The organism is Pseudoalteromonas sp. SG43-1 (assembly GCF_014164415.1).
Lineage (GTDB): Bacteria > Pseudomonadota > Gammaproteobacteria > Enterobacterales > Alteromonadaceae > Pseudoalteromonas > Pseudoalteromonas distincta.
The window spans coordinates 34,130-52,699 of sequence record NZ_JACJFD010000007.1; the positions used below are offsets into that span (position 1 = coordinate 34,130).

General features: G+C 40.6%; 19 protein-coding genes. All 19 read left to right on the forward strand.

All coding sequences use genetic code 11. The annotated features are described in order from the left end of the window. Window positions 1–2 precede the first annotated feature (2 nt). The 19 genes from fliE to H5159_RS07380 all read left to right on the forward strand — a co-directional run bounded on the left by fliE (window position 3) and on the right by H5159_RS07380 (window position 18,566). Complete coding sequence (fliE, locus tag H5159_RS07290; protein WP_039484631.1) at window positions 3–335, forward strand: flagellar hook-basal body complex protein FliE; 333 nt, start codon at window positions 3–5, stop codon at window positions 333–335. Between the two features lie 20 nt (window positions 336–355). After that, window positions 356–2,071, forward strand: coding sequence for a flagellar basal-body MS-ring/collar protein FliF (gene fliF / locus H5159_RS07295; protein WP_039484629.1), 1,716 nt, complete (start codon window positions 356–358; stop codon window positions 2,069–2,071). After that, window positions 2,064–3,104, forward strand: a complete 1,041-nt coding sequence (fliG, locus tag H5159_RS07300; protein ID WP_007581881.1) for a flagellar motor switch protein FliG — start codon at window positions 2,064–2,066, stop codon at window positions 3,102–3,104. Before fliF ends, fliG begins: the two co-directional genes overlap by 8 nt. Window positions 3,105–3,107: 3 nt before the next feature. Beyond that, a complete protein-coding gene (gene fliH / locus H5159_RS07305) occupies window positions 3,108–3,914 on the forward strand; it encodes a flagellar assembly protein FliH (RefSeq protein WP_002959339.1) in 807 nt (268 codons plus the stop codon). Between the two features lie 18 nt (window positions 3,915–3,932). Next, on the forward strand, window positions 3,933–5,267 hold the full coding sequence (gene fliI / locus H5159_RS07310) for a flagellar protein export ATPase FliI (protein WP_002959338.1): 1,335 nt from the start codon (window positions 3,933–3,935) through the stop codon (window positions 5,265–5,267). Then, complete coding sequence (gene fliJ, locus H5159_RS07315) at window positions 5,267–5,713, forward strand: flagellar export protein FliJ (RefSeq protein WP_002959337.1); 447 nt, start codon at window positions 5,267–5,269, stop codon at window positions 5,711–5,713. Before fliI ends, fliJ begins: the two co-directional genes overlap by 1 nt. Window positions 5,714–5,802: 89 nt before the next feature. Further along, entirely contained in the window at window positions 5,803–7,824 is a 2,022-nt protein-coding gene (locus tag H5159_RS07320) for a flagellar hook-length control protein FliK (RefSeq protein ID WP_182780089.1), read from the forward strand. 57 nt (window positions 7,825–7,881) lie between these two features. Then, window positions 7,882–8,412 (forward strand): flagellar basal body-associated protein FliL, encoded by a 531-nt coding sequence (fliL, locus tag H5159_RS07325; RefSeq protein WP_002959335.1) that lies wholly within the window; start codon window positions 7,882–7,884, stop codon window positions 8,410–8,412. Between the two features lie 9 nt (window positions 8,413–8,421). Next, window positions 8,422–9,513, forward strand: coding sequence for a flagellar motor switch protein FliM (gene fliM, locus H5159_RS07330; protein ID WP_002959334.1), 1,092 nt, complete (start codon window positions 8,422–8,424; stop codon window positions 9,511–9,513). 20 nt (window positions 9,514–9,533) lie between these two features. After that, window positions 9,534–9,932, forward strand: coding sequence for a flagellar motor switch protein FliN (gene fliN / locus H5159_RS07335; protein ID WP_002959332.1), 399 nt, complete (start codon window positions 9,534–9,536; stop codon window positions 9,930–9,932). Beyond that, window positions 9,929–10,312 carry a flagellar biosynthetic protein FliO gene (fliO, locus tag H5159_RS07340; protein WP_002959331.1) on the forward strand — a complete coding sequence of 128 codons (384 nt, stop codon included), beginning with the start codon at window positions 9,929–9,931 and terminating at the stop codon, window positions 10,310–10,312. The genes fliN and fliO overlap by 4 nt, the downstream gene beginning before the upstream one ends. Before the next feature lie 4 nt (window positions 10,313–10,316). Continuing rightward, complete coding sequence (gene fliP / locus H5159_RS07345; RefSeq protein WP_002959327.1) at window positions 10,317–11,057, forward strand: flagellar type III secretion system pore protein FliP; 741 nt, start codon at window positions 10,317–10,319, stop codon at window positions 11,055–11,057. Window positions 11,058–11,097: 40 nt separating this feature from the next. After that, a complete protein-coding gene (gene fliQ / locus H5159_RS07350; protein WP_002959325.1) occupies window positions 11,098–11,367 on the forward strand; it encodes a flagellar biosynthesis protein FliQ in 270 nt (89 codons plus the stop codon). A gap of 2 nt (window positions 11,368–11,369) precedes the next feature. Continuing rightward, entirely contained in the window at window positions 11,370–12,149 is a 780-nt protein-coding gene (fliR, locus tag H5159_RS07355) for a flagellar biosynthetic protein FliR (protein ID WP_024596364.1), read from the forward strand. A gap of 9 nt (window positions 12,150–12,158) precedes the next feature. Then, window positions 12,159–13,289 carry a flagellar biosynthesis protein FlhB gene (gene flhB / locus H5159_RS07360; protein WP_024596365.1) on the forward strand — a complete coding sequence of 377 codons (1,131 nt, stop codon included), beginning with the start codon at window positions 12,159–12,161 and terminating at the stop codon, window positions 13,287–13,289. 72 nt (window positions 13,290–13,361) lie between these two features. Next, window positions 13,362–15,473 carry a flagellar biosynthesis protein FlhA gene (gene flhA, locus H5159_RS07365; protein ID WP_039484610.1) on the forward strand — a complete coding sequence of 704 codons (2,112 nt, stop codon included), beginning with the start codon at window positions 13,362–13,364 and terminating at the stop codon, window positions 15,471–15,473. 21 nt (window positions 15,474–15,494) lie between these two features. Beyond that, complete coding sequence (gene flhF / locus H5159_RS07370; RefSeq protein ID WP_154903545.1) at window positions 15,495–16,976, forward strand: flagellar biosynthesis protein FlhF; 1,482 nt, start codon at window positions 15,495–15,497, stop codon at window positions 16,974–16,976. Next, a complete protein-coding gene (locus H5159_RS07375; RefSeq protein ID WP_002959312.1) occupies window positions 16,969–17,829 on the forward strand; it encodes a MinD/ParA family protein in 861 nt (286 codons plus the stop codon). The genes flhF and H5159_RS07375 overlap by 8 nt, the downstream gene beginning before the upstream one ends. A gap of 26 nt (window positions 17,830–17,855) precedes the next feature. Next, complete coding sequence (locus tag H5159_RS07380) at window positions 17,856–18,566, forward strand: RNA polymerase sigma factor FliA (protein ID WP_002959310.1); 711 nt, start codon at window positions 17,856–17,858, stop codon at window positions 18,564–18,566. Window positions 18,567–18,570 lie beyond the last annotated feature (4 nt).

Consider the following 18,570-nt stretch of genomic DNA (forward strand, 5'->3'; position numbering starts at 1 on the left):
TTATGAAAATTCAAAACAGTGCTGTATTTCAAGAAATGCAATCAATGGCTTTAGAAGCCGGCCGTAATAATCAAACTAATAAACTGCCAACTCAGGTGCAGTCTACTTCTACAGCACAATTTGGCGACATGCTAAGTGATGCAATAAATTCAGTGCACGGATTACAACAAGATGCCGCGCAAAAAGTAACAGCGGTTGAGATGGGGGATCGAAGTGTATCCCTTGCTGAGGCGATGATTGCTTCTCAAAAATCGTCAGTTGCTTTTGAGGCTACAGTACAGGTTCGTAATAAACTTGTTGAAGCTTATAAAGAAATCATGAACATGCCTGTTTAATTAGGTAGTGGAGAATTATTGTGGCGCAATCTAACCAATCTACAGACCTAGCACTTGCTGGTGGCGGTATTGACCAAAGTGGTGGTGATGATCAACAAGAACAAAAGTCAGGCTACTTAAGTGCTTTAAATGGTGTTGATGTATTGCGCCAAGTAACATTGGTTATAGCATTGGCTATTTGTTTAGCTATCGCGATTTTTATTATTATTTGGGCTCGTCAGCCAGATATGCGCCCGTTAGGCAAAATGCAAACAGAAGAACTTATTCAAACATTAGACTTTTTAGATGCGCAAAAAATTGAATACCAACTAGATGGCAATGTTGTATCGGTTGATGAAAGCGAATACCAAAACATTAAATTGCTAATGACCCGCGAAGGGTTAGAGCAAGGCCCTGCATCTGGCTCTGACATAATTATGCAAGATATGGGCTTTGGTGTAAGCCAACGCTTGGAGCGTGAACGTTTAAAACATGGTCGTGAACAGCAATTAGCACGCACCATTGAAGAGCTAAATAACATTACTCGCGCCAAAGTATTGTTAGCCATCCCTAAAGAAAACGTATTTGCCCGCAGAGAGAAAAAACCATCCGCTACTGTTGTATTAACACTTAAGCGTGGCCGCTCACTTGACCGTGAAGAAGTAGACTCTGTTGTTGATATGATTGCTTCTGCAGTACAAGGCTTAGAGCCTGCACGTGTTACAGTCACTGACCAAAATGGTCGATTATTAAATTCAGGTTCGCAAAGCTCATTAGCAGCACGCTCTCGTAAAGAATACGATTTAGAACGTAAGCGCGAACAAGAGTATCTTGAAAAAATAGACAGTATTTTAATACCGGTTGTTGGGCTTGCAAACTATACAGCTCAAGTTGATTTGAGCATGGACTTTAGCTCAGTTGAGGAAACTCAAAAGCGTTATAACCCAGACCTACCAGCGGTTAGAAGCGAAACCACATTTGAAGAAAATAACATTGGTGGTTTAGCTGTTGGTATTCCTGGTGCGCTTACAAATCAACCACCGCTAAACTCAAACATCCCTGAAGTTGCAGGACAAGGCGGCGCAGGCACAGCTACGTCACCAACACGTAGCCACAAAGAAGCAACACGTAATTATGAACTCGATACAACTATTTCTCACAAGCGCCAGCAAAGTGGTGTAATACGCAGAATAAGTGTGTCAGTTGCTGTTGACTATGTCCCTAAAGTGGGAGAAAACGGCGAAACAACTATGGCCCCGCGCTCGGTAGAGGCATTGTCAAATATTCGTCGCTTATTACAAGGTGGTGTAGGTTTTGATATGCAACGTGGTGATGCACTTGAAGTAGTAACAGTGCCGTTTGTACGTGAAGCAACAAATTTAGCAATAGAAGTGCCACTGTGGGAACAAGACTGGTTTATGAAAATAGCCCGCCTTGTACTAGGCGCCTTAGTTATAATTGTATTGATAATGGCAGTAGTAAAACCAATGCTTAAGCGCTTAATTTACCCAGACGATACACTAGAAGAATACGACGAAGATGCATTAAGTTCAGGCGTAGATATTGGCGACAATACACTTGATATGCTAAATAAAGACTTTGATTCTGCTTCGGTTGGTTTCTCAAGTGATGGTACACTGCAGTTACCGGATTTACATGGCGACGAAGATTTACTCAAAGCAATTCGTGCCCTTGTAGCTAACGAACCAGAACTATCATCACAAGTAGTGAAAGCGTGGTTAACAGAAGATGACTGATCAAGAACAAAAACAACTCCCGCCAGCCTTTGATGTTGATAAGCTAGATGGGGTAGATAAAGCCGCTATATTACTTTTGAGTTTATCAGAAGAAGATGCCGCGCAAATCCTTAAACACTTAGAACCTAAACAGGTGCAAAAAGTGGGTATGGCAATGGCTGGGCTACAGGATTTATCTCAAGCTAAAATTAGCGCTGTACACAACTTGTTTATAGAACAAATTCAAAGCTTTAGTACCATTGGTTTTCAGTCAGAAGACTTTATTAAAAAAGCGCTTACAGCAGCACTTGGTGAAGACAAAGCCGCTAGCCTTATTGACCAAATTGTTATGGGCTCAGGTGCTAAAGGCTTGGATTCATTAAAATGGATGGACTCTAAGCAGGTAGCAAACATTATTCGTAATGAGCATCCGCAAATTCAAACCATTGTATTATCGTATTTAGAGCCAGAACAGTCAGCTGAGATTATTGCTCAGTTCCCTGAAAAAGTGCGTTTAGATTTAACAATGCGTATTGCAAACCTTGAAGAAGTTCAGCCAGCAGCACTGCAAGAGCTAAACGAAATTATGGAAAAACAATTTGCCGGCCAAGCAGGTGCACAAGCCGCTAAAATGGGTGGCTTAAAAGCAGCTGCAGATATAATGAACTACCTAGATACCAATGTAGAAGGGCAGTTAATGGACTCTATTCGTGAGCATGACGAAGAGATGTCGCAGCAAATTCAAGACTTAATGTTTGTGTTTGAAAACTTAATGGATGTTGAAGACCGTGGTATTCAAGCAATCCTGCGAGAAGTACAACAAGACGTATTAATGAAAGCAATTAAAGGCACCGACGATGCCCTTAAAGATAAGATACTGGGCAATATGTCTAAGCGTGCAGCCGAAATGCTTGCTGATGATTTAGAAGCTATGGCACCTGTTCGTATAAGTGAAGTAGAAGCGGCGCAAAAAGAGATTTTATCAACAGCGCGTCGTTTATCTGACTCAGGTGAAATTCAGCTGGGCGGCGGCGGTGGCGAGGAGTTCTTGTAAACCATGAGCAAACTCAAAGGGCGCACACTTCGGGCTGATGAAGCAGATGAATTATTAAAAAACTGGGCTATTCCAGATGTAGCACCAGATGAGAGCAGCTTTGGCAATCGCTCTACAGCTTACGGTACACCGCTTAGTGATCTGTATAAAAAAGAATTAGCTGAAGAAATGCCAATTGATGAGCCACAAGAACCAGAATTGCCTGCGCTTACTATGGTTGAGCTTGAACGCATTAGGCAAGACGCCTACGAAGAAGGCCTCAAGCAAGGTCATGAGCAAGGCTACATAGACGGTTTTGAAAAAGGCGTTGGCGAAGGCAAAGAGGCTGGCTACAAAGAAGGCTTAGAGCAAGGTAAAACCAAAGGCCTTGATGACGTAAAACCATTAATTGAAGAGCAGTTAACAAGTTTAAAAACTATTTTAGAGGGACTTACTGCACCGCTAGATAAAGTCGATGAACAAGCTGAAAAGCAATTAGTACAACTTGCTAGTATGTTAGCGGAAGCTGTTATTTATCAAGAAGTAAAAACATCGCCAGATGTGATTTTACATACGTTAAAGCAAAGTATAGATTCTCTTAATGCCGAGCAAGAAAAAGTACGAATTCATTTAAACCCCGAAGATTTAGAGCTCATAAAAGAGAGTTACGGTGAACAAACCATTATTGATAATAACTGGCAACTAATGGCAGAGCCCACTCTTGAGCGCGGTGGCTGTGAAGTTAAAACAGCGCAATCATCACTCGATATGACCCTTAAAACACGTGTCAAAGAAACGTTGGATAGTTTTTTGCATAATAGTGGTATCTAACTATTTTATTGGCGTGTTATGTCAACTCAACGTGCACCTTTAAGCGAACGCTTATCTCAATATCAACAACATATTAAAACCCCAGCGCCTGCTGTGGCAGGTATTTTAACGCGTGTTGTTGGCCTTACCCTTGAGGCTAGAGGTTTACGTGCTCCCGTTGGTAGCCAATGTAAAATAGAAACTATGAACGGCTTTGTAGACGCCGAAATAGTCGGTTTTAACGATCAAACTTTGTATTTAATGCCTAATGATCATATCTCTGGTGTACTTCCTGGTGCGCGTGTAATTCCTCAAGTTAATAACTTAGGTTTACCTGTAGGGATGAGTTTACTAGGGCGCGTGGTTGATGGCTTAGGGCGACCGCTAGATGGCCTTGGTAAAATTAATGCTGAGCATCATTTAAAGTTTGCACAAAATACTATAAACCCGCTTTCAAGAAGACCAATCACTAAGCCTATGGATGTAGGTGTGCGTGCTATTAACTCGGTTATTACAGTAGGGCAAGGCCAGCGCATGGGCTTATTTGCAGGCTCTGGTGTGGGTAAATCAGTACTTCTCGGTATGATGACCCGAGGTAGCGAAGCCGATGTCATTGTTGTTGGTTTAGTGGGGGAGCGTGGTCGCGAAGTAAAAGAATTTATTGAAGAAATACTCGGTGTAGAGGGGCGCAAACGTTCAGTTGTTGTCGCAGCGCCCGCTGATTCATCACCGCTTATGCGTTTAAAAGGCTGTGAGAGCGCCGTAACTATTGCAGAGTATTTTAGAGATCAGGGTTTAAACGTATTATTGTTACTCGATTCGGTAACGCGTTATGCAATGGCGCAACGTGAAATTGCACTTGCTGTAGGCGAGCCGCCTGCTACAAAGGGTTATCCGCCTTCGGTGTTTGCTAAATTACCTGCGCTGGTGGAACGTGCTGGTAATGGCGGTGAAGGGCAAGGTTCAATTACCGCCTTTTTTACGGTGTTGAGTGAAGGCGATGATATGCAAGACCCTATTGCTGATGCAGCGCGAGCTATTTTAGATGGCCACATTGTATTATCGCGTGATTTAGCCGACAGCGGGCACTATCCCGCTATAGATATAGAAAAATCGATTTCGCGTGTTATGCCTCAAGTCGTTTCTGAACCACACATGCAACAAGCCCGTGTACTTAAGCAAGTTTATTCAATGTATCAACAAAACAAAGATATGATTACTTTAGGTGCTTATCAAAAAGGGACCGATCAAATGCTCGACCAAGCCATAAATATGATGCCAAGAGTAAATGCATTTTTACAACAAGGTATGCGAGATGTCATTAGTTACGATGATGGTCTGCAAGGTCTTGCTCAGTTACTAGGACAAGCATAATGGCTAAAAATAAACTCGATTTATTGCTCAAAATTGAAAATGATAAAGAAGAAAATTTGCGCATGAGTTACTTACAAGCCAATCAAAATTTGCAAGCAAATCAACAAAAGCTGCAAGGCTTAAATAACTTTAGACTTGAATATTCTCAACAGTTACACCTAAAAGGTAAGTCGGGTTTATCTAGTGCAGGGTTTGGTCAGTACCATGCTTTTATAGCTAAAATTGAAGAGGCAATTCGCCAACAAGCAAGTACAGTAAATACCGCTAAGCAAGTTGTTACTCAACGTAAAACGCTATGGCTTAAGCAGCAAATTAAAGCTAAAGCAGTTGCCAAATTAATCGAGAATCAAAAACTCAAAGCAAATGCATTAATGGCTAAAAACGAGCAAAAAATGTTAGATGAGTTTTCAGCTAATCAGTTTTTTCAACGTCGGAAAGCTTTGTAATTCAGGCACGTTAATTGCTTTGTTACTTAGTGGTATTCAACTTTTGGCGGTATGCGGTGGCATATTGCCGTAATGGTATTAGGTGATTTATGGCGATGAATAACATTTCGTTTTTAGTTTCTTCTGAAAAAGATTCACTGTTAGCTTTTAAAGACAATAGCTTAGCTAATGGCGAAGGAAATTTAGGCGAGGAATTTTTAAGCCAGCTAAACGAAGCGCATAACTCTATGGGGCCTTTGCTTAAGGGCAATAAAAATCCCGATGCCGAAAACTCGATTGCCATACCTAAGCATAAACAGCCAGAAGAAAATGAAAATCTGAGCGTAAAGCTAGATGAAATAACAACAGACGAAGTTACTTTTTTATCTGTTGAGATGCTTGATCAAATTAATTCAGCACAAGCAATGAGCACCTCGATTAATAAGCCGTTCGATGCAACTAAAAGTATAGAATCAGAAGACGCAGACTTAGAAACCACCTCAGTAATTTTATCTGCTAATACAAGTGATGAAGTAACGACTGAAGAAGCGAATACAGCGAGTGTAGTGCAAAATCCAATTGCCACTAATGTAGACTCTAAAACGGCTAAATTAATTGATTCAAAAAGCGATAACTTAAGCTCACTACCTTTGAACTCTTTACCATTAAATGAAGGCAAGCATCGGAAAAGTGGTGTTGCTGAAGCTATTGAAGGGCCATTAAATTCTATAAATAAAAAGCCAGATGACAGCCCTGGCTCTACAGTAGAAAAACCTGAATTTGCATTAATGAGTTCTAAAGAGCAGCTAGGACAAAATAAGTCTGCTGATAAAAATAATACAGTTTTGCCAACTCCCGCCGACAAAGCGAGCGTTACTCAGTCTCCTTTAGCCACAACTGAAGGTGATAATAATGCAGCAATAGATACGTTAATGACTAAAGATGCGAGCTTAATTAAAGCTAATAGCGTTATTGCTAGTTTAACGTCTGAGCAGCGCTCACAACTTAACGCGCAAGTTAAGGTATTAGAGAACGCTGATTCAACAAATAGCGCAACTAGTAACACTTCAAATCTTAAGCAAATGCTTGCACAATTTATTACTGATAACGAAAAAGCGCAAAGCGCGGTAACAAAACACTCTTTTAGCGCAGAAATAAATTCACTTAATACAACTGAAAAACAAAGTTTATTAACGCAATTAAACACATATATTAAAACAGAGCAGCCTAAAGGCGAGCAGTTGTCAGTGCTTAAGCAAACAGTTAATGAGTTAAAAGCTTCTATTGAAATTGGGCTTGCTGATACCGCTAAATCAGACTCAAAAACGTTTGTGGCCTCAGAGACTCCTAATACAGTATATGATCCACAAAAGTTAAGCTTAAAGGCATCTACAAACGAAGGCGCGGATATTAATAAAGCCGTAGCAACCTCAGCTAAGCGTGATGATTTATTAAAATCATTTGATGAGTTACAAAAAGATGGGCTTAGAAAAATAACGGCAGAACAAACTCCTGGACGCGTAGCACAAGTATTTACGCAAATTACAGCCGCTTTAAATACTCAGCAAACGAGCACATTAAGCCAATACGACTCATTAAGTTACGAGCAGAGCTTACTTGATACCCAAATAATTCAAACTCAACAATTACAAAGTACATCACAAGTTAAGCAAGTAAGTATTGATCCAGGTGTAATGCAGGCAATTAATATTGTTAAAAGTGATGCAGCTAAATTACTGCAAGAGCGCGTTAGCTCAATGTTGAGCATTAATAATAAAGAAGCAGAAATTCGCCTCGATCCTCCAGAAATGGGCAGCATGCAAATACGTATTCGTAGCGATGCAGAACAAGCACATATAAACTTTGTTGTACAAAACCAGCAAGCCAAAGAAGCGCTTGAACAATCAATGCCGCGCTTACGTGAAATGTTAGCGCAACAAGGGCTAGAGCTTGGTGAAAGCACTATTTCTTATGGGCAATCAGGTGGTGAAACAGCTGAGCAAAGTGAGAGTGGAGCCCAAGGTAATTTGGCTAATAATAAGTCAGTTAATGATGAAAATGACGAGCAAGCAAATAACACTGCACAAAGTTCTCGACAACAAACTTCATCATCAATAGATTACTATGCCTAAGTACTGCTATTATAATAGTTAAAACAAGCAAGTACCTTTGCGATTAAAGGAATCATGATGGCTGAAGAAGCAAGTTTAGAAATCGAAGAAACCGGTAAAAGTAAAAAGAAACTAATAATAATCATAGTAGCTGTACTACTTATTGCAGGTGGTGCTGCGGGTTACTTTTTTATGTCAGGTTCGGATGCGCCAGTTGAAACCTTAGATGAAGAGACTGCGATGTCGACTGATGCTGCTCCTGCAGCTTCTGGTTCATCAGCAGAAGTTGGTAGTGCTTTATATGTTGCTATGCCACGCCCATTTGTATTTAACGTGCCTGGCTCAAGTCGCGATAGAATTGTACAAATTAAAGTACAATTATTAGTACGTGGCGAAGTAAATGAAGAAACAGCCAAAAAACATATTCCACTAATAGAAGGGACGCTATTAAGCGTGTTTTCTACTACAACAGCTGATGAATTAAGTACGAGCTCTGGTAAAGAAACACTTCGTTTTTCTGCACTTGAAAAGGTACAAAAAGCCTTAATGGATGTTGAAGGCAGTAAAGTAATTGAGCGGGTATTGTTTACCGGCTTTGTGATGCAATAAGGGGTTAGCGTGAGCGATTTATTATCCCAAGACGAAATTGATGCGCTATTACATGGCGTTGATGACGTTGAAGAGGAAGATATACACGAAGGTGAAGATGGCGGGGGAAGTACGCTTCAGTACGATTTTTCTTCGCAAGATCGGATCGTACGTGGTCGTATGCCGACGCTGGAAATTGTTAACGAACGCTTTGCTCGTCATATGCGAATTAGCCTATTTAATATGATGCGTCGCACCGCAGAGGTGTCTATTAACGGCGTGCAAATGATTAAGTTTGGCGAATATATTCATACTTTATTTGTTCCAACCAGTTTAAATATGGTCCGTTTTAGGCCTTTAAAAGGCACTGGCCTGATTACCATGGAAGCACGACTTGTGTTTATTTTGGTAGATAACTTTTTTGGTGGTGACGGGCGTTATCATGCAAAGATAGAGGGCCGAGAATTTACCCCAACAGAGCGCCGGATTGTACAAATGCTCCTTAAAATAATCTTTGAAGATTATAAAGAAGCATGGGCACCGGTTATGGATGTATCGTTTGAATATCTCGATTCAGAAGTAAACCCAGCTATGGCGAATATTGTAAGTCCAACAGAGGTTGTGGTTATTAGCTCTTTTCATATTGAGCTTGATGGCGGTGGCGGCGATTTTCATATTGCACTTCCGTATTCGATGCTTGAGCCAATCCGAGAGCTTTTAGATGCGGGTGTTCAATCTGATACAGAGGATACCGACTTACGTTGGAGCAAAGCACTTCGTGATGAAATAATGGATGTTGAGGTTGATATGTCGACTCAGTTACTTGAAGTTGATTTGACCTTAAAGCAAATTATGGAATTAAAAGCAGGTGATATTATTCCGGTTGAAATGCCTGAGCATATAACCGTATTTGTTGAGGAACTCCCTACATTTAGAGCCAAGATGGGTCGCTCTCGCGATAATGTTGCGCTTCAAATTAGTGAAAAAATTAAACGACCTGATTCAGTTAAATCTGAGCTGCATGTGTTTACCAAAGGCGGCAAGAAAATTGACTCAGATGCAGAATTAGCAGAACTAGAAGATGATTTACACCTCTCTGACGGTGTAGACTTAGACTGGTAATTGATTAAAAGGTTAAAAGTATGAGCGATGATCAAGACACAATGGATGAATGGGCAGCAGCATTAGCAGAAGCCGAAGGCCCAGATGATAGTGGCGAAGCACATGTTGCAGAGCTTGATGAGTTAAGTGATTCAAAACATGAAATGAGTGGTGATGAAAAACGAAAACTCGACACTATTTTAGATATCCCCGTTACTATTTCAATGGAAGTAGGGCGCTCTAAAATCAACATTCGTAACTTACTGCAACTTAATCAAGGCTCTGTTGTTGAGCTTGACCGTGTTGCGGGTGAGCCGCTAGACGTGCTAGTTAATGGTACTTTAATCGCTCATGGCGAAGTAGTTGTAGTAAACGACAAATTTGGTATTCGCTTAACTGACGTGATAAGCCAAGTAGAGCGGATCAAAAAATTACGATGAGCTTATTAGTTGCTTTAACGACTACCGTTTTTTCAAAAGCAGATGTGGCAACACCCACTGGGGATATACTCTCTATGGTGCTGTCGCTTGTAATGGTGCTAGTACTGATTATTGTACTGGCATTTTTTGTTAAAAAGCTTAACCCTAATTTAGCAAATAGTGATGAGTTTAAAGTAGTTAGAAGTCTACCTTTAGGTTCTCGCGAGCGTTTAATGGTTGTTGAGATAGATAATGCTCAGCACTTACTTGGTGTAACTCCCCACAGTATTAATTATTTACACAAGTTAGAAACCCCATTAAGTGAAAAAGAACTGCCTGAACTCGCTAAACGATTTGGTAAACTTTTAAACCCGCAATCAAACCAAAATAAAAAGAATTAAACCTATGACAAAGTGGCTGCTTATTATTTTTGCCATGGTGTTTGTACCAAATGTAAGTGCAGAAGGAATTGATGCCCTTACTATTACAACAAACGCTGATGGCACACAAGATTACTCAGTAACGTTACAAGTTTTAGCAATTATGACGGCGCTGAGTTTTATACCGGCCGCTATAATTATGATGACCTCTTTTACACGAATTATTGTTGTACTCGCCATTTTGCGCCAAGCAATTGGCTTACAGCAAACACCGTCAAACCAAGTGTTATTAGGTATGTCACTTTTTTTAAGTATTTTTATAATGGCGCCTATTTATCAGCAGGTAAACGAGCGAGCTATAGAGCCTTACTTAAATGAGCAGGTTACATCAGTAGAGGCTTTAGAGCTTGCTAAAGAGCCAATGAAAGCATTTATGCTTTCACAGGTGCGTTTAAAAGATTTAGAAACGTTCGCTAAAATTGCTGGTTACGATCAGCTAAATTCGCCACAAGATACGCCATTAATAGTGTTAATACCGGCCTTTGTAACCAGCGAACTGCAAACGGCATTTATAATTGGGTTTATGTTTTTTATCCCATTTTTAATTGTTGATTTAGTGGTCGCTTCGGTATTAATGGCGATGGGTATGATGATGCTTTCCCCCATGATAGTGTCCTTACCGTTTAAAATTATGCTGTTTGTACTTGTTGATGGTTGGAGCTTAGTGATGGGGACTCTAGCTAAAAGCTTTGGTTTAGGGACTTAGTATGCAAAGCATTAACATGACCCAACAATAGGAGTACAACATGGAACCGGAAATTTTTGTTGATATTCTAAGTGACGCGCTGTTTTTAGTTATTAAATTGGTGTCTGCAATCGTTGTCCCAGGCCTAATTATTGGTTTAGTGGTTGCTGTGTTTCAGGCGGCAACATCAATCAATGAACAAACGTTGAGCTTTTTACCTCGTTTATTAATTACCATTAGTGCGCTAATTGTAGGTGGGCACTGGCTTACTCAAGAACTGATGGATTTTTTTACTCGCCTAGTATTACTTATTCCTGAAATTGCAGGTTAAACGTGGAATACCCCTTTGCAGTTGTTATTCAATGGTTGAGCGATTTTTTGCTGCCCCTAGTACGCATTAGCTCAATGATTATGATTATGGCTGGTTTAGGTGCTAAAAATGTCCCTACGCGTATAAAAATGGGGTTATCAGTTGTTGTAACTTTTCTTGTCGTTCCTGTTCTGCCGCCCGCTACATTCACTAATTTATTTTCGTTTGAGATGATTTTAGTCGTTATTCAACAAATGCTGATTGGTGTTGCTATTGGTTTTGCATCTATACTTTTATTAAATACTTTTGTGTTAGCAGGGCAAATACTTGCGATGCAAACCGGTTTAGGTTTTGCTTCGGTTATTGACCCCTCTAATGGCGCAAGCGTCCCAGCGGTTGGCCAGTTTTTCCTTATTTTGGCCACCTTGCTATTTTTTGCTTTTAACGGTCATTTAATGATGATTCAAATGGTGGTGCATAGCTTTCAAGTGCTACCCATTGATGGCACATGGTGGTCTGTAGATCATTACTGGGACATAGTGACTTGGGGTGGCTGGATGTTTACTACAGCACTGGTACTCTCACTTGCACCGCTTACCGCAATGCTCGTTATTAATATGTCGTTTGGGATTATGACGCGTGCAGCGCCGCAATTAAATATTTTCTCTATTGGTTTTCCGTTTACCTTGGTAGCTGGACTTATTATTATTTGGGCAACACTAGGTAACTTTGTTACTCAGTTTGAGTTTCAATGGTTAAAAATGGTTGAGCTAATGTGTACTTTAGTTGGTTGCTCACCTTAGGAGAAAGTCATGTCTGAAGACTCAGGACAAGAAAAAACAGAAGAACCGACATCCAAAAAGCTTGAAGAATCTAAAAAGAAAGGCCAAATAGCACGCTCAAAAGAGTTAGGTACCATGTTTGTACTTATTTTTTCGGCTATATCGCTTTTGATGTATGGTCCTGAAATTGGTAAAGGTTTATACAATGTAATGGGCCGAACCCTTAGCTTAAACCGCAACGAAGCCTTTGATACTACTAAAATGTTTGCCGTGTGGGGAGAGGTTGCAGACGCGTTGATGTTTCCTATGGCTATGTTTGTGTTAATTATCGTTTTGGCTGCATTTATTGGTAATACGTTACTCGGTGGTTTTAACTTTAGCTGGGAAGCTGCTGCACCTAAAGCAAGTAAAATGTCGCCAATGAAAGGCTTTAAGCGGATGTTTGGCCCACAAGCGGCTATTGAGCTTGTAAAGTCACTTTTAAAATTTGGTTTAGTAGCAAGTTTTGCAGTGTTTTTAATTAATACTTATTTTGATGAAATACTGCATTTAAGTTTAGAAAGTGCGCCGGGTAATATTATTCATGCCTTAGAGATTTTAGGGTGGATGTTTTTAGGCCTTTCGTGCACTTTAATTGTTATTGCCGCCATTGATGCACCATTTCAAAGTTACAACCATAACAAACAACTTAAAATGACAATGCAAGAAATTAAAGATGAGTATAAAAACTCTGAAGGTGACCCACAAATAAAAGCGCGCATTAGGCAAACACAAAGGCAAATGTCGCAAAACCGCATGATGCAAGATGTTCCTGACGCTGATGTTATTGTTACCAACCCAACTCACTACTCTGTAGCATTAAAATACGACACGGAGCGCGCAGGTGCGCCTATAGTGCTTGCTAAAGGCATTGATGAAATGGCGATGCAAATTCGAAAAGTAGCAATAGGGAATGAAGTACCTATATTAGAATCCCCCATGTTGACCCGAGCGCTTTATCATACGGCTGAAGTAGGAGAGCAAATACCCGATCAGCTATTTACCGCAGTAGCGCAAGTTTTAGCGTATGTATTTCAGCTTAAGCGCTTTAATAAAGGGCGCGGTAAACGTCCAACTAAGCTCAATAAAAAGCTGCCAATCCCCGATGCCTACAAGTATTAAACCGTTAACTGAGTAACTTGGAATAGTTATTGCAAATTCTACGTAGTGTCAATTTTTTGAAATTGTAGAATTATGAGTTTTAAAGCGGTATTACAACAACTTAACAGAGACAAAAAAGACTATGCCAAAGGGGTAGGTACACCTTTGCTTGTGCTTGCTGCCTTGGGAATGGTGATTTTACCACTACCGCCATTTTTACTCGATATCCTTTTCTCGTTTAATATTGCTCTCGCGTTAGTGGTTTTACTTGTAACTGTTTACACGATGAAGCCAGTTGAATTTGGTATTTTCCCCTCTGTATTACTAATCGCTACAATTATGCGCTTAGCACTTAACGTTGCCAGTACTCGAGTTGTGTTACTTGAAGGCCATAATGGTGGTGACTCTGCCGGTAAAGTAATTGAAGCATTTGGCTCAGTTGTTATTGGTGGTAACTACGCTGTTGGTTTGGTTGTGTTTTTAATCCTGATCATTATTAACTTTGTAGTAATTACTAAAGGTGCTGGTCGTATTTCTGAGGTATCTGCGCGTTTCACCCTTGATGCAATGCCGGGTAAACAAATGGCAATTGACGCCGATTTGAACGCAGGCTTTATCAGCGCAGAACAAGCGCGTGACCGCCGCGAGGAAGTAACTCGCGAAGCTGATTTTTACGGCTCAATGGATGGTGCGAGTAAATTTGTAAAAGGTGATGCGATTGCAGGTATTGTTATACTAATCATCAATATTGTTGGTGGTTTATTTGTCGGTATGATCCAGCACAATTTGAGTTTTGGCAATGCAATGGAAGTATATACATTACTTACCATTGGCGATGGCTTAGTTGCTCAACTCCCTTCTTTACTGCTTTCAATTGGTACCGCGATTGTTGTAACACGCCAAAATGAGTCGCTCAATATGGGGGACCAATTTAAGAAACAACTAGGCAACGAAAAGTCACTCTTTATTGCATCTGGTATTTTGATCATCATGGGCTTAGTGCCTGGTATGCCGCATATTGCTTTTTTAAGTTTAGGTGCGTTACTGGGTTACTTAGCTTACTACACACAGCAAAGTAAATTAAAAGCTGCTGCGGCAGAAGCTGAAGAGGCCGCTAATGGCGGAAGCGTTGCAACGGGTGTTGCTAATAAACAAGAACAAAAAGAACTAGGCTGGGATGACGTTCAGCAGGTTGATGTAATTGGCTTAGAAGTCGGTTATAGATTAATTCCGTTAGTGGACCAATCACAAGGTGGTGAGCTACTTAATCGTATTAAGGGGGTGCGTAAAAAGCTTTCTCAAGAGCTTGGTTTTTTAGTGCCGCCGGTACATATACGCGACAACTTAGAGCTTGACCCTAACGCTTACAGAATAACACTAATGGGGGTTTCAACCGGTGAAAGCGAGCTTAAGCATGGCGACGAGCTAGCGATTAACCCAGGACAAGTATTTGGTCCAATTAAAGGGGTTGAAACAAAAGATCCTGCGTTTGGCCTTGATGCCGTATGGATCAAGCCTGATCAAAAAGATGAAGCACAATCACTAGGTTATACCGTTGTAGATTCAGCTACGGTAGTTGCCACTCATATTAGCCAGTTATTAACTAACAGTGCAGCGTTATTACTAGGGCATGAAGAAGTTCAAAACCTACTTGATATGCTTGCTAAAAGCCATCCTCGCTTAGTGGAAGGACTAGTACCTGATGTATTGCCATTAACTGCTATTGTAAAAGTACTACAAAATTTATTAAATGAAGGCGTGGCTATTCGCGATATGCGCTCAATTGTTCAAACCCTTGTTGAGTATGGCCCACGTAGTCAAGACCCTGATGTATTAACGGCTGCAGTGCGTATTTCACTGCGTAGATTAATTGTTCAAGATGCGGTGGGAATGTCATCAGAAATCCCTGTCATAACCTTGGCGCCTGAGTTGGAACAGATGTTGCATCAGTCATTACAAAATGCAGGCGATGAAGGTGCCGGTATTGAGCCAGGACTTGCAGAGCGACTTCAAGTGTCATTGACACAAGCGCATCAAAATCAAGAAATGGCCGGCGAACCTTCTATATTGCTAACGTCAGGAATGTTACGCACTGTGTTATCTCGTTTTGTTAAGTACACCATTCCAGGATTGAGAGTGATGTCTTATCAAGAGGTACCAGACGAAAGACAGATCAAAATTGTAAGCTCGGTAGGCCAACAATAAGATTTTAACAGGGGTTGAATCATGAAAATTAAACGTTTTTTTGCTAAAGATATGCGCACAGCACTTAAAGAAGTTAAAGATGAGTTAGGTGTTGATGCGGTTATTATGTCAAATAAAAAACTGGCTAACGGTGTAGAAATTGTAGCGGCAGTTGATTATGACAAAGCAGCCCCTAAAGTAGCAGCGCAACCACAACGCCCTGCAGAGCCGCGTACTCAGGCGCCACAACAAAGCATGCATAACTTTGTAAAACCAGAGCCACAGCGTGCCAAGCCTGAGCCTCAAGCAAAAGTTGCTGACAGCCTACAAGCATTATTAGAGCGTCAATCACCGCGTCCTCGTTCTCCTGAGCTTGCATCGATGTTTTCACAATCGGGTATTGATACTACTGATAACTATCAAGAACCTGATATGGGGCAGCGTACTAAAAATATGTTTGCTCCTGAAGTTGCTGCGCCAGTTCGTCCACAAACTCAAGCGGATAGCTTAGGTTTTGATGATTTAGACCGCGACTTTGATGATTTAGATAGCCCAGTAACCACTCGCCAACAAGCACCTAATAATGAAAGCGAAGAAATGACAACAATGCGTGAAGAAATGAACGCAATCCGTCAATTATTAGAACACCAAGTATCAGGCTTGATGCAGCAAGATATGGCGCGTCGCGATCCAACACGCGCTTGTATGGTTGACCGTTTAGTCGGTATGGGTATCGATAAAGAAGTAGCACAGCAAATGGCATGTTTTGTACCTGATGATGTGTCTCGTAAGCAAGGTTGGAAAGCATTGTTAACTATGGTCGAAGATCAAATGCAAACAACCAATAATGAAATACTTCGCCAAGGTGGTGTATATGCGTTAGTGGGTCCAACAGGTGTGGGTAAAACAACGACTGTTGCTAAGCTTGCAGCTCTAGGCGCACAAAAATATGGTGCCGATAAAGTGGCGTTAATAACCACTGATACATACAGAATTGGTGCTTATGAACAACTTGCAACATATGGTCGTATTATTGGTTGTGGTGTTAAGCAAGTTAAAGATGCTAATGAATTAGCTGAAGTTTTATATCATTTACGAAATAAACGTCTAGTATTAATTGACACAGCAGGTATGAGCCAGCGAGATTTACGTTTAACTGAGCAATTAAACACGTTAATGCGTAACCAACGTGTAGATATTCGCAGCTACTTAGTACTTAGCGCGACAGCACAAATTAATGTATTGCAAGAAACTGTACGTCACTTTAAAAAAGTACAGTTAAGTGGCTGTATTTTCACTAAGTTAGACGAATCATTAAGTTTGGGTGAGATTATTAGTATTGCGATTCAAAATCGCCTTCCAATAGGGTATCTTACTAATGGTCAACGAGTACCAGAGGATATTCGTGTTGCAAATGCTGAGAAACTAGTTAAAAAGGCTGAGCAATTATATTTAAAAAGAACAAAAGAACAACATTCAAGGCACCAAGCAGTGGCGCCAAGCACAGTAGGGATGTATGATTAACACAGTATTAGATCAAGCAAGCGGCCTGCGCAAAATGAGTCAAAACAATAACAACGGCGTAAAAGTTATCGCTGTAACCGGTGGTAAAGGTGGAGTAGGGAAAACAAATGTTTCTCTAAATACAGCTATTGCACTTGGGCAGCAAGGTAATCGAGTATTAGTGCTGGATGCTGACTTGGGTTTAGCAAACTGTGATGTGATGCTTGGTTTACGTGTAGAGCGTAACTTGTCACATGTCTTGTCTGGTGAATGTGAGCTTGATGAAATTTTAGTTGAAGGCCCTGCAGGAATTAAAATTGTACCCGCTACATCGGGTTCGCAAAGTATGGTTGAATTATCACCATCTGAGCATGCTGGGCTAATTCGTGCGTTTAGCGAATTGAATACCGAATTTGATATTTTAATTGTAGATACAGCTGCTGGTATTTCAGACATGGTACTGAGCTTCTCGCGTGCAGCGCAAGATGTAATGGTTGTTGTATGCGATGAGCCGACATCAATCACCGACGCTTACGCACTTATTAAAGTATTAAGTCGTGAGCACGGCGTTTATAAATTTAAAATTGTTGCCAATATGGTGCGCAGTATGCGTGAAGGCACTGAATTGTTTGCAAAGCTATCTAAAGTTACCGACCGCTTTTTAGATGTATCAATGGAGCTAGTAGCAACGGTTCCTTATGATGAAAATATGCGCAAAGCAACACGTCGTCAAAAAGTAATAGTAGAGCTCTTTCCAAATTCGCCAGCCGCTCTTGCGTTTAAAACGCTGGCAACAAAAGCAGTTAAATGGCCAATACCCAACCAACCATCTGGGCATTTAGAGTTTTTCATTGAGAAACTAGTAAACGGTTAATTATGACAACACTGGTGAATAGAGCTATGGGATATCAATCAACACAAAATTTAAATGTGATTGTTGAGAAGCATGCATCACTTGTTAAAAAAGTGGCATGTCATCTAATTGCTCGATTACCACCTAGCGTTCAACTTGATGATTTAATTCAATCAGGAATGATAGGCTTAATAGAAGCTTCGAAAAACTTTGATGCAACAAAAGGCGCAAGCTTTGAAACTTTTGCAGGTATTCGTATTCGCGGTGCTATGCTTGATGAAATGCGCCGTGGTGATTGGGCTCCTCGTTCAGTTCACCGTAAAAACAGGCAAGTTGCAGAAGCAATTACTGAGCTCGAAAGTAGTCTGAACCGCGAACCAACGGACATAGAAGTTGCTGAAAAACTTGAAATTTCGCTCAATGAGTACCATCATATTTTAAATGATGCGAATACGAGTAAAATATTAGGCATTGAAGACCTTGGTGTAGATGAGGATGTTATTACTCCTGTAGGCCAAGATTTAGCACAAGATAAACCTTTTAATAATGTTAAAAATGATAGGTTTAATGAGTCTTTGCTAAGTGCAATTAAGTCATTACCAGAGCGTGATGCAATGGTGCTTTCTTTGTACTACAACGATGAAATGAATTTAAAAGAAATAGGACATATACTCGATGTAAGTGAATCGCGTGTAAGTCAGATACATGGTCAGGCGATGATTAAGCTTAAAGCTAAAATCAATGACTGGATAAATTAGTAGT

Coding starts and splice junctions, on each gene's coding strand:
- fliE (WP_039484631.1), top strand. CDS start 3: ATGAAAATTCAAAACAGTGCTGTATTTCAAGAAATGCAATCAATGGCT.
- fliG (WP_007581881.1), top strand. CDS start 2,064: ATGACTGATCAAGAACAAAAACAACTCCCGCCAGCCTTTGATGTTGAT.
- fliH (WP_002959339.1), top strand. CDS start 3,108: ATGAGCAAACTCAAAGGGCGCACACTTCGGGCTGATGAAGCAGATGAA.
- fliI (WP_002959338.1), top strand. CDS start 3,933: ATGTCAACTCAACGTGCACCTTTAAGCGAACGCTTATCTCAATATCAA.
- fliJ (WP_002959337.1), top strand. CDS start 5,267: ATGGCTAAAAATAAACTCGATTTATTGCTCAAAATTGAAAATGATAAA.
- H5159_RS07320 (WP_182780089.1), top strand. CDS start 5,803: ATGGCGATGAATAACATTTCGTTTTTAGTTTCTTCTGAAAAAGATTCA.
- fliL (WP_002959335.1), top strand. CDS start 7,882: ATGGCTGAAGAAGCAAGTTTAGAAATCGAAGAAACCGGTAAAAGTAAA.
- fliN (WP_002959332.1), top strand. CDS start 9,534: ATGAGCGATGATCAAGACACAATGGATGAATGGGCAGCAGCATTAGCA.
- fliO (WP_002959331.1), top strand. CDS start 9,929: ATGAGCTTATTAGTTGCTTTAACGACTACCGTTTTTTCAAAAGCAGAT.
- fliP (WP_002959327.1), top strand. CDS start 10,317: ATGACAAAGTGGCTGCTTATTATTTTTGCCATGGTGTTTGTACCAAAT.
- fliQ (WP_002959325.1), top strand. CDS start 11,098: ATGGAACCGGAAATTTTTGTTGATATTCTAAGTGACGCGCTGTTTTTA.
- flhB (WP_024596365.1), top strand. CDS start 12,159: ATGTCTGAAGACTCAGGACAAGAAAAAACAGAAGAACCGACATCCAAA.
- flhA (WP_039484610.1), top strand. CDS start 13,362: ATGAGTTTTAAAGCGGTATTACAACAACTTAACAGAGACAAAAAAGAC.
- flhF (WP_154903545.1), top strand. CDS start 15,495: ATGAAAATTAAACGTTTTTTTGCTAAAGATATGCGCACAGCACTTAAA.
- H5159_RS07375 (WP_002959312.1), top strand. CDS start 16,969: ATGATTAACACAGTATTAGATCAAGCAAGCGGCCTGCGCAAAATGAGT.
- H5159_RS07380 (WP_002959310.1), top strand. CDS start 17,856: ATGGGATATCAATCAACACAAAATTTAAATGTGATTGTTGAGAAGCAT.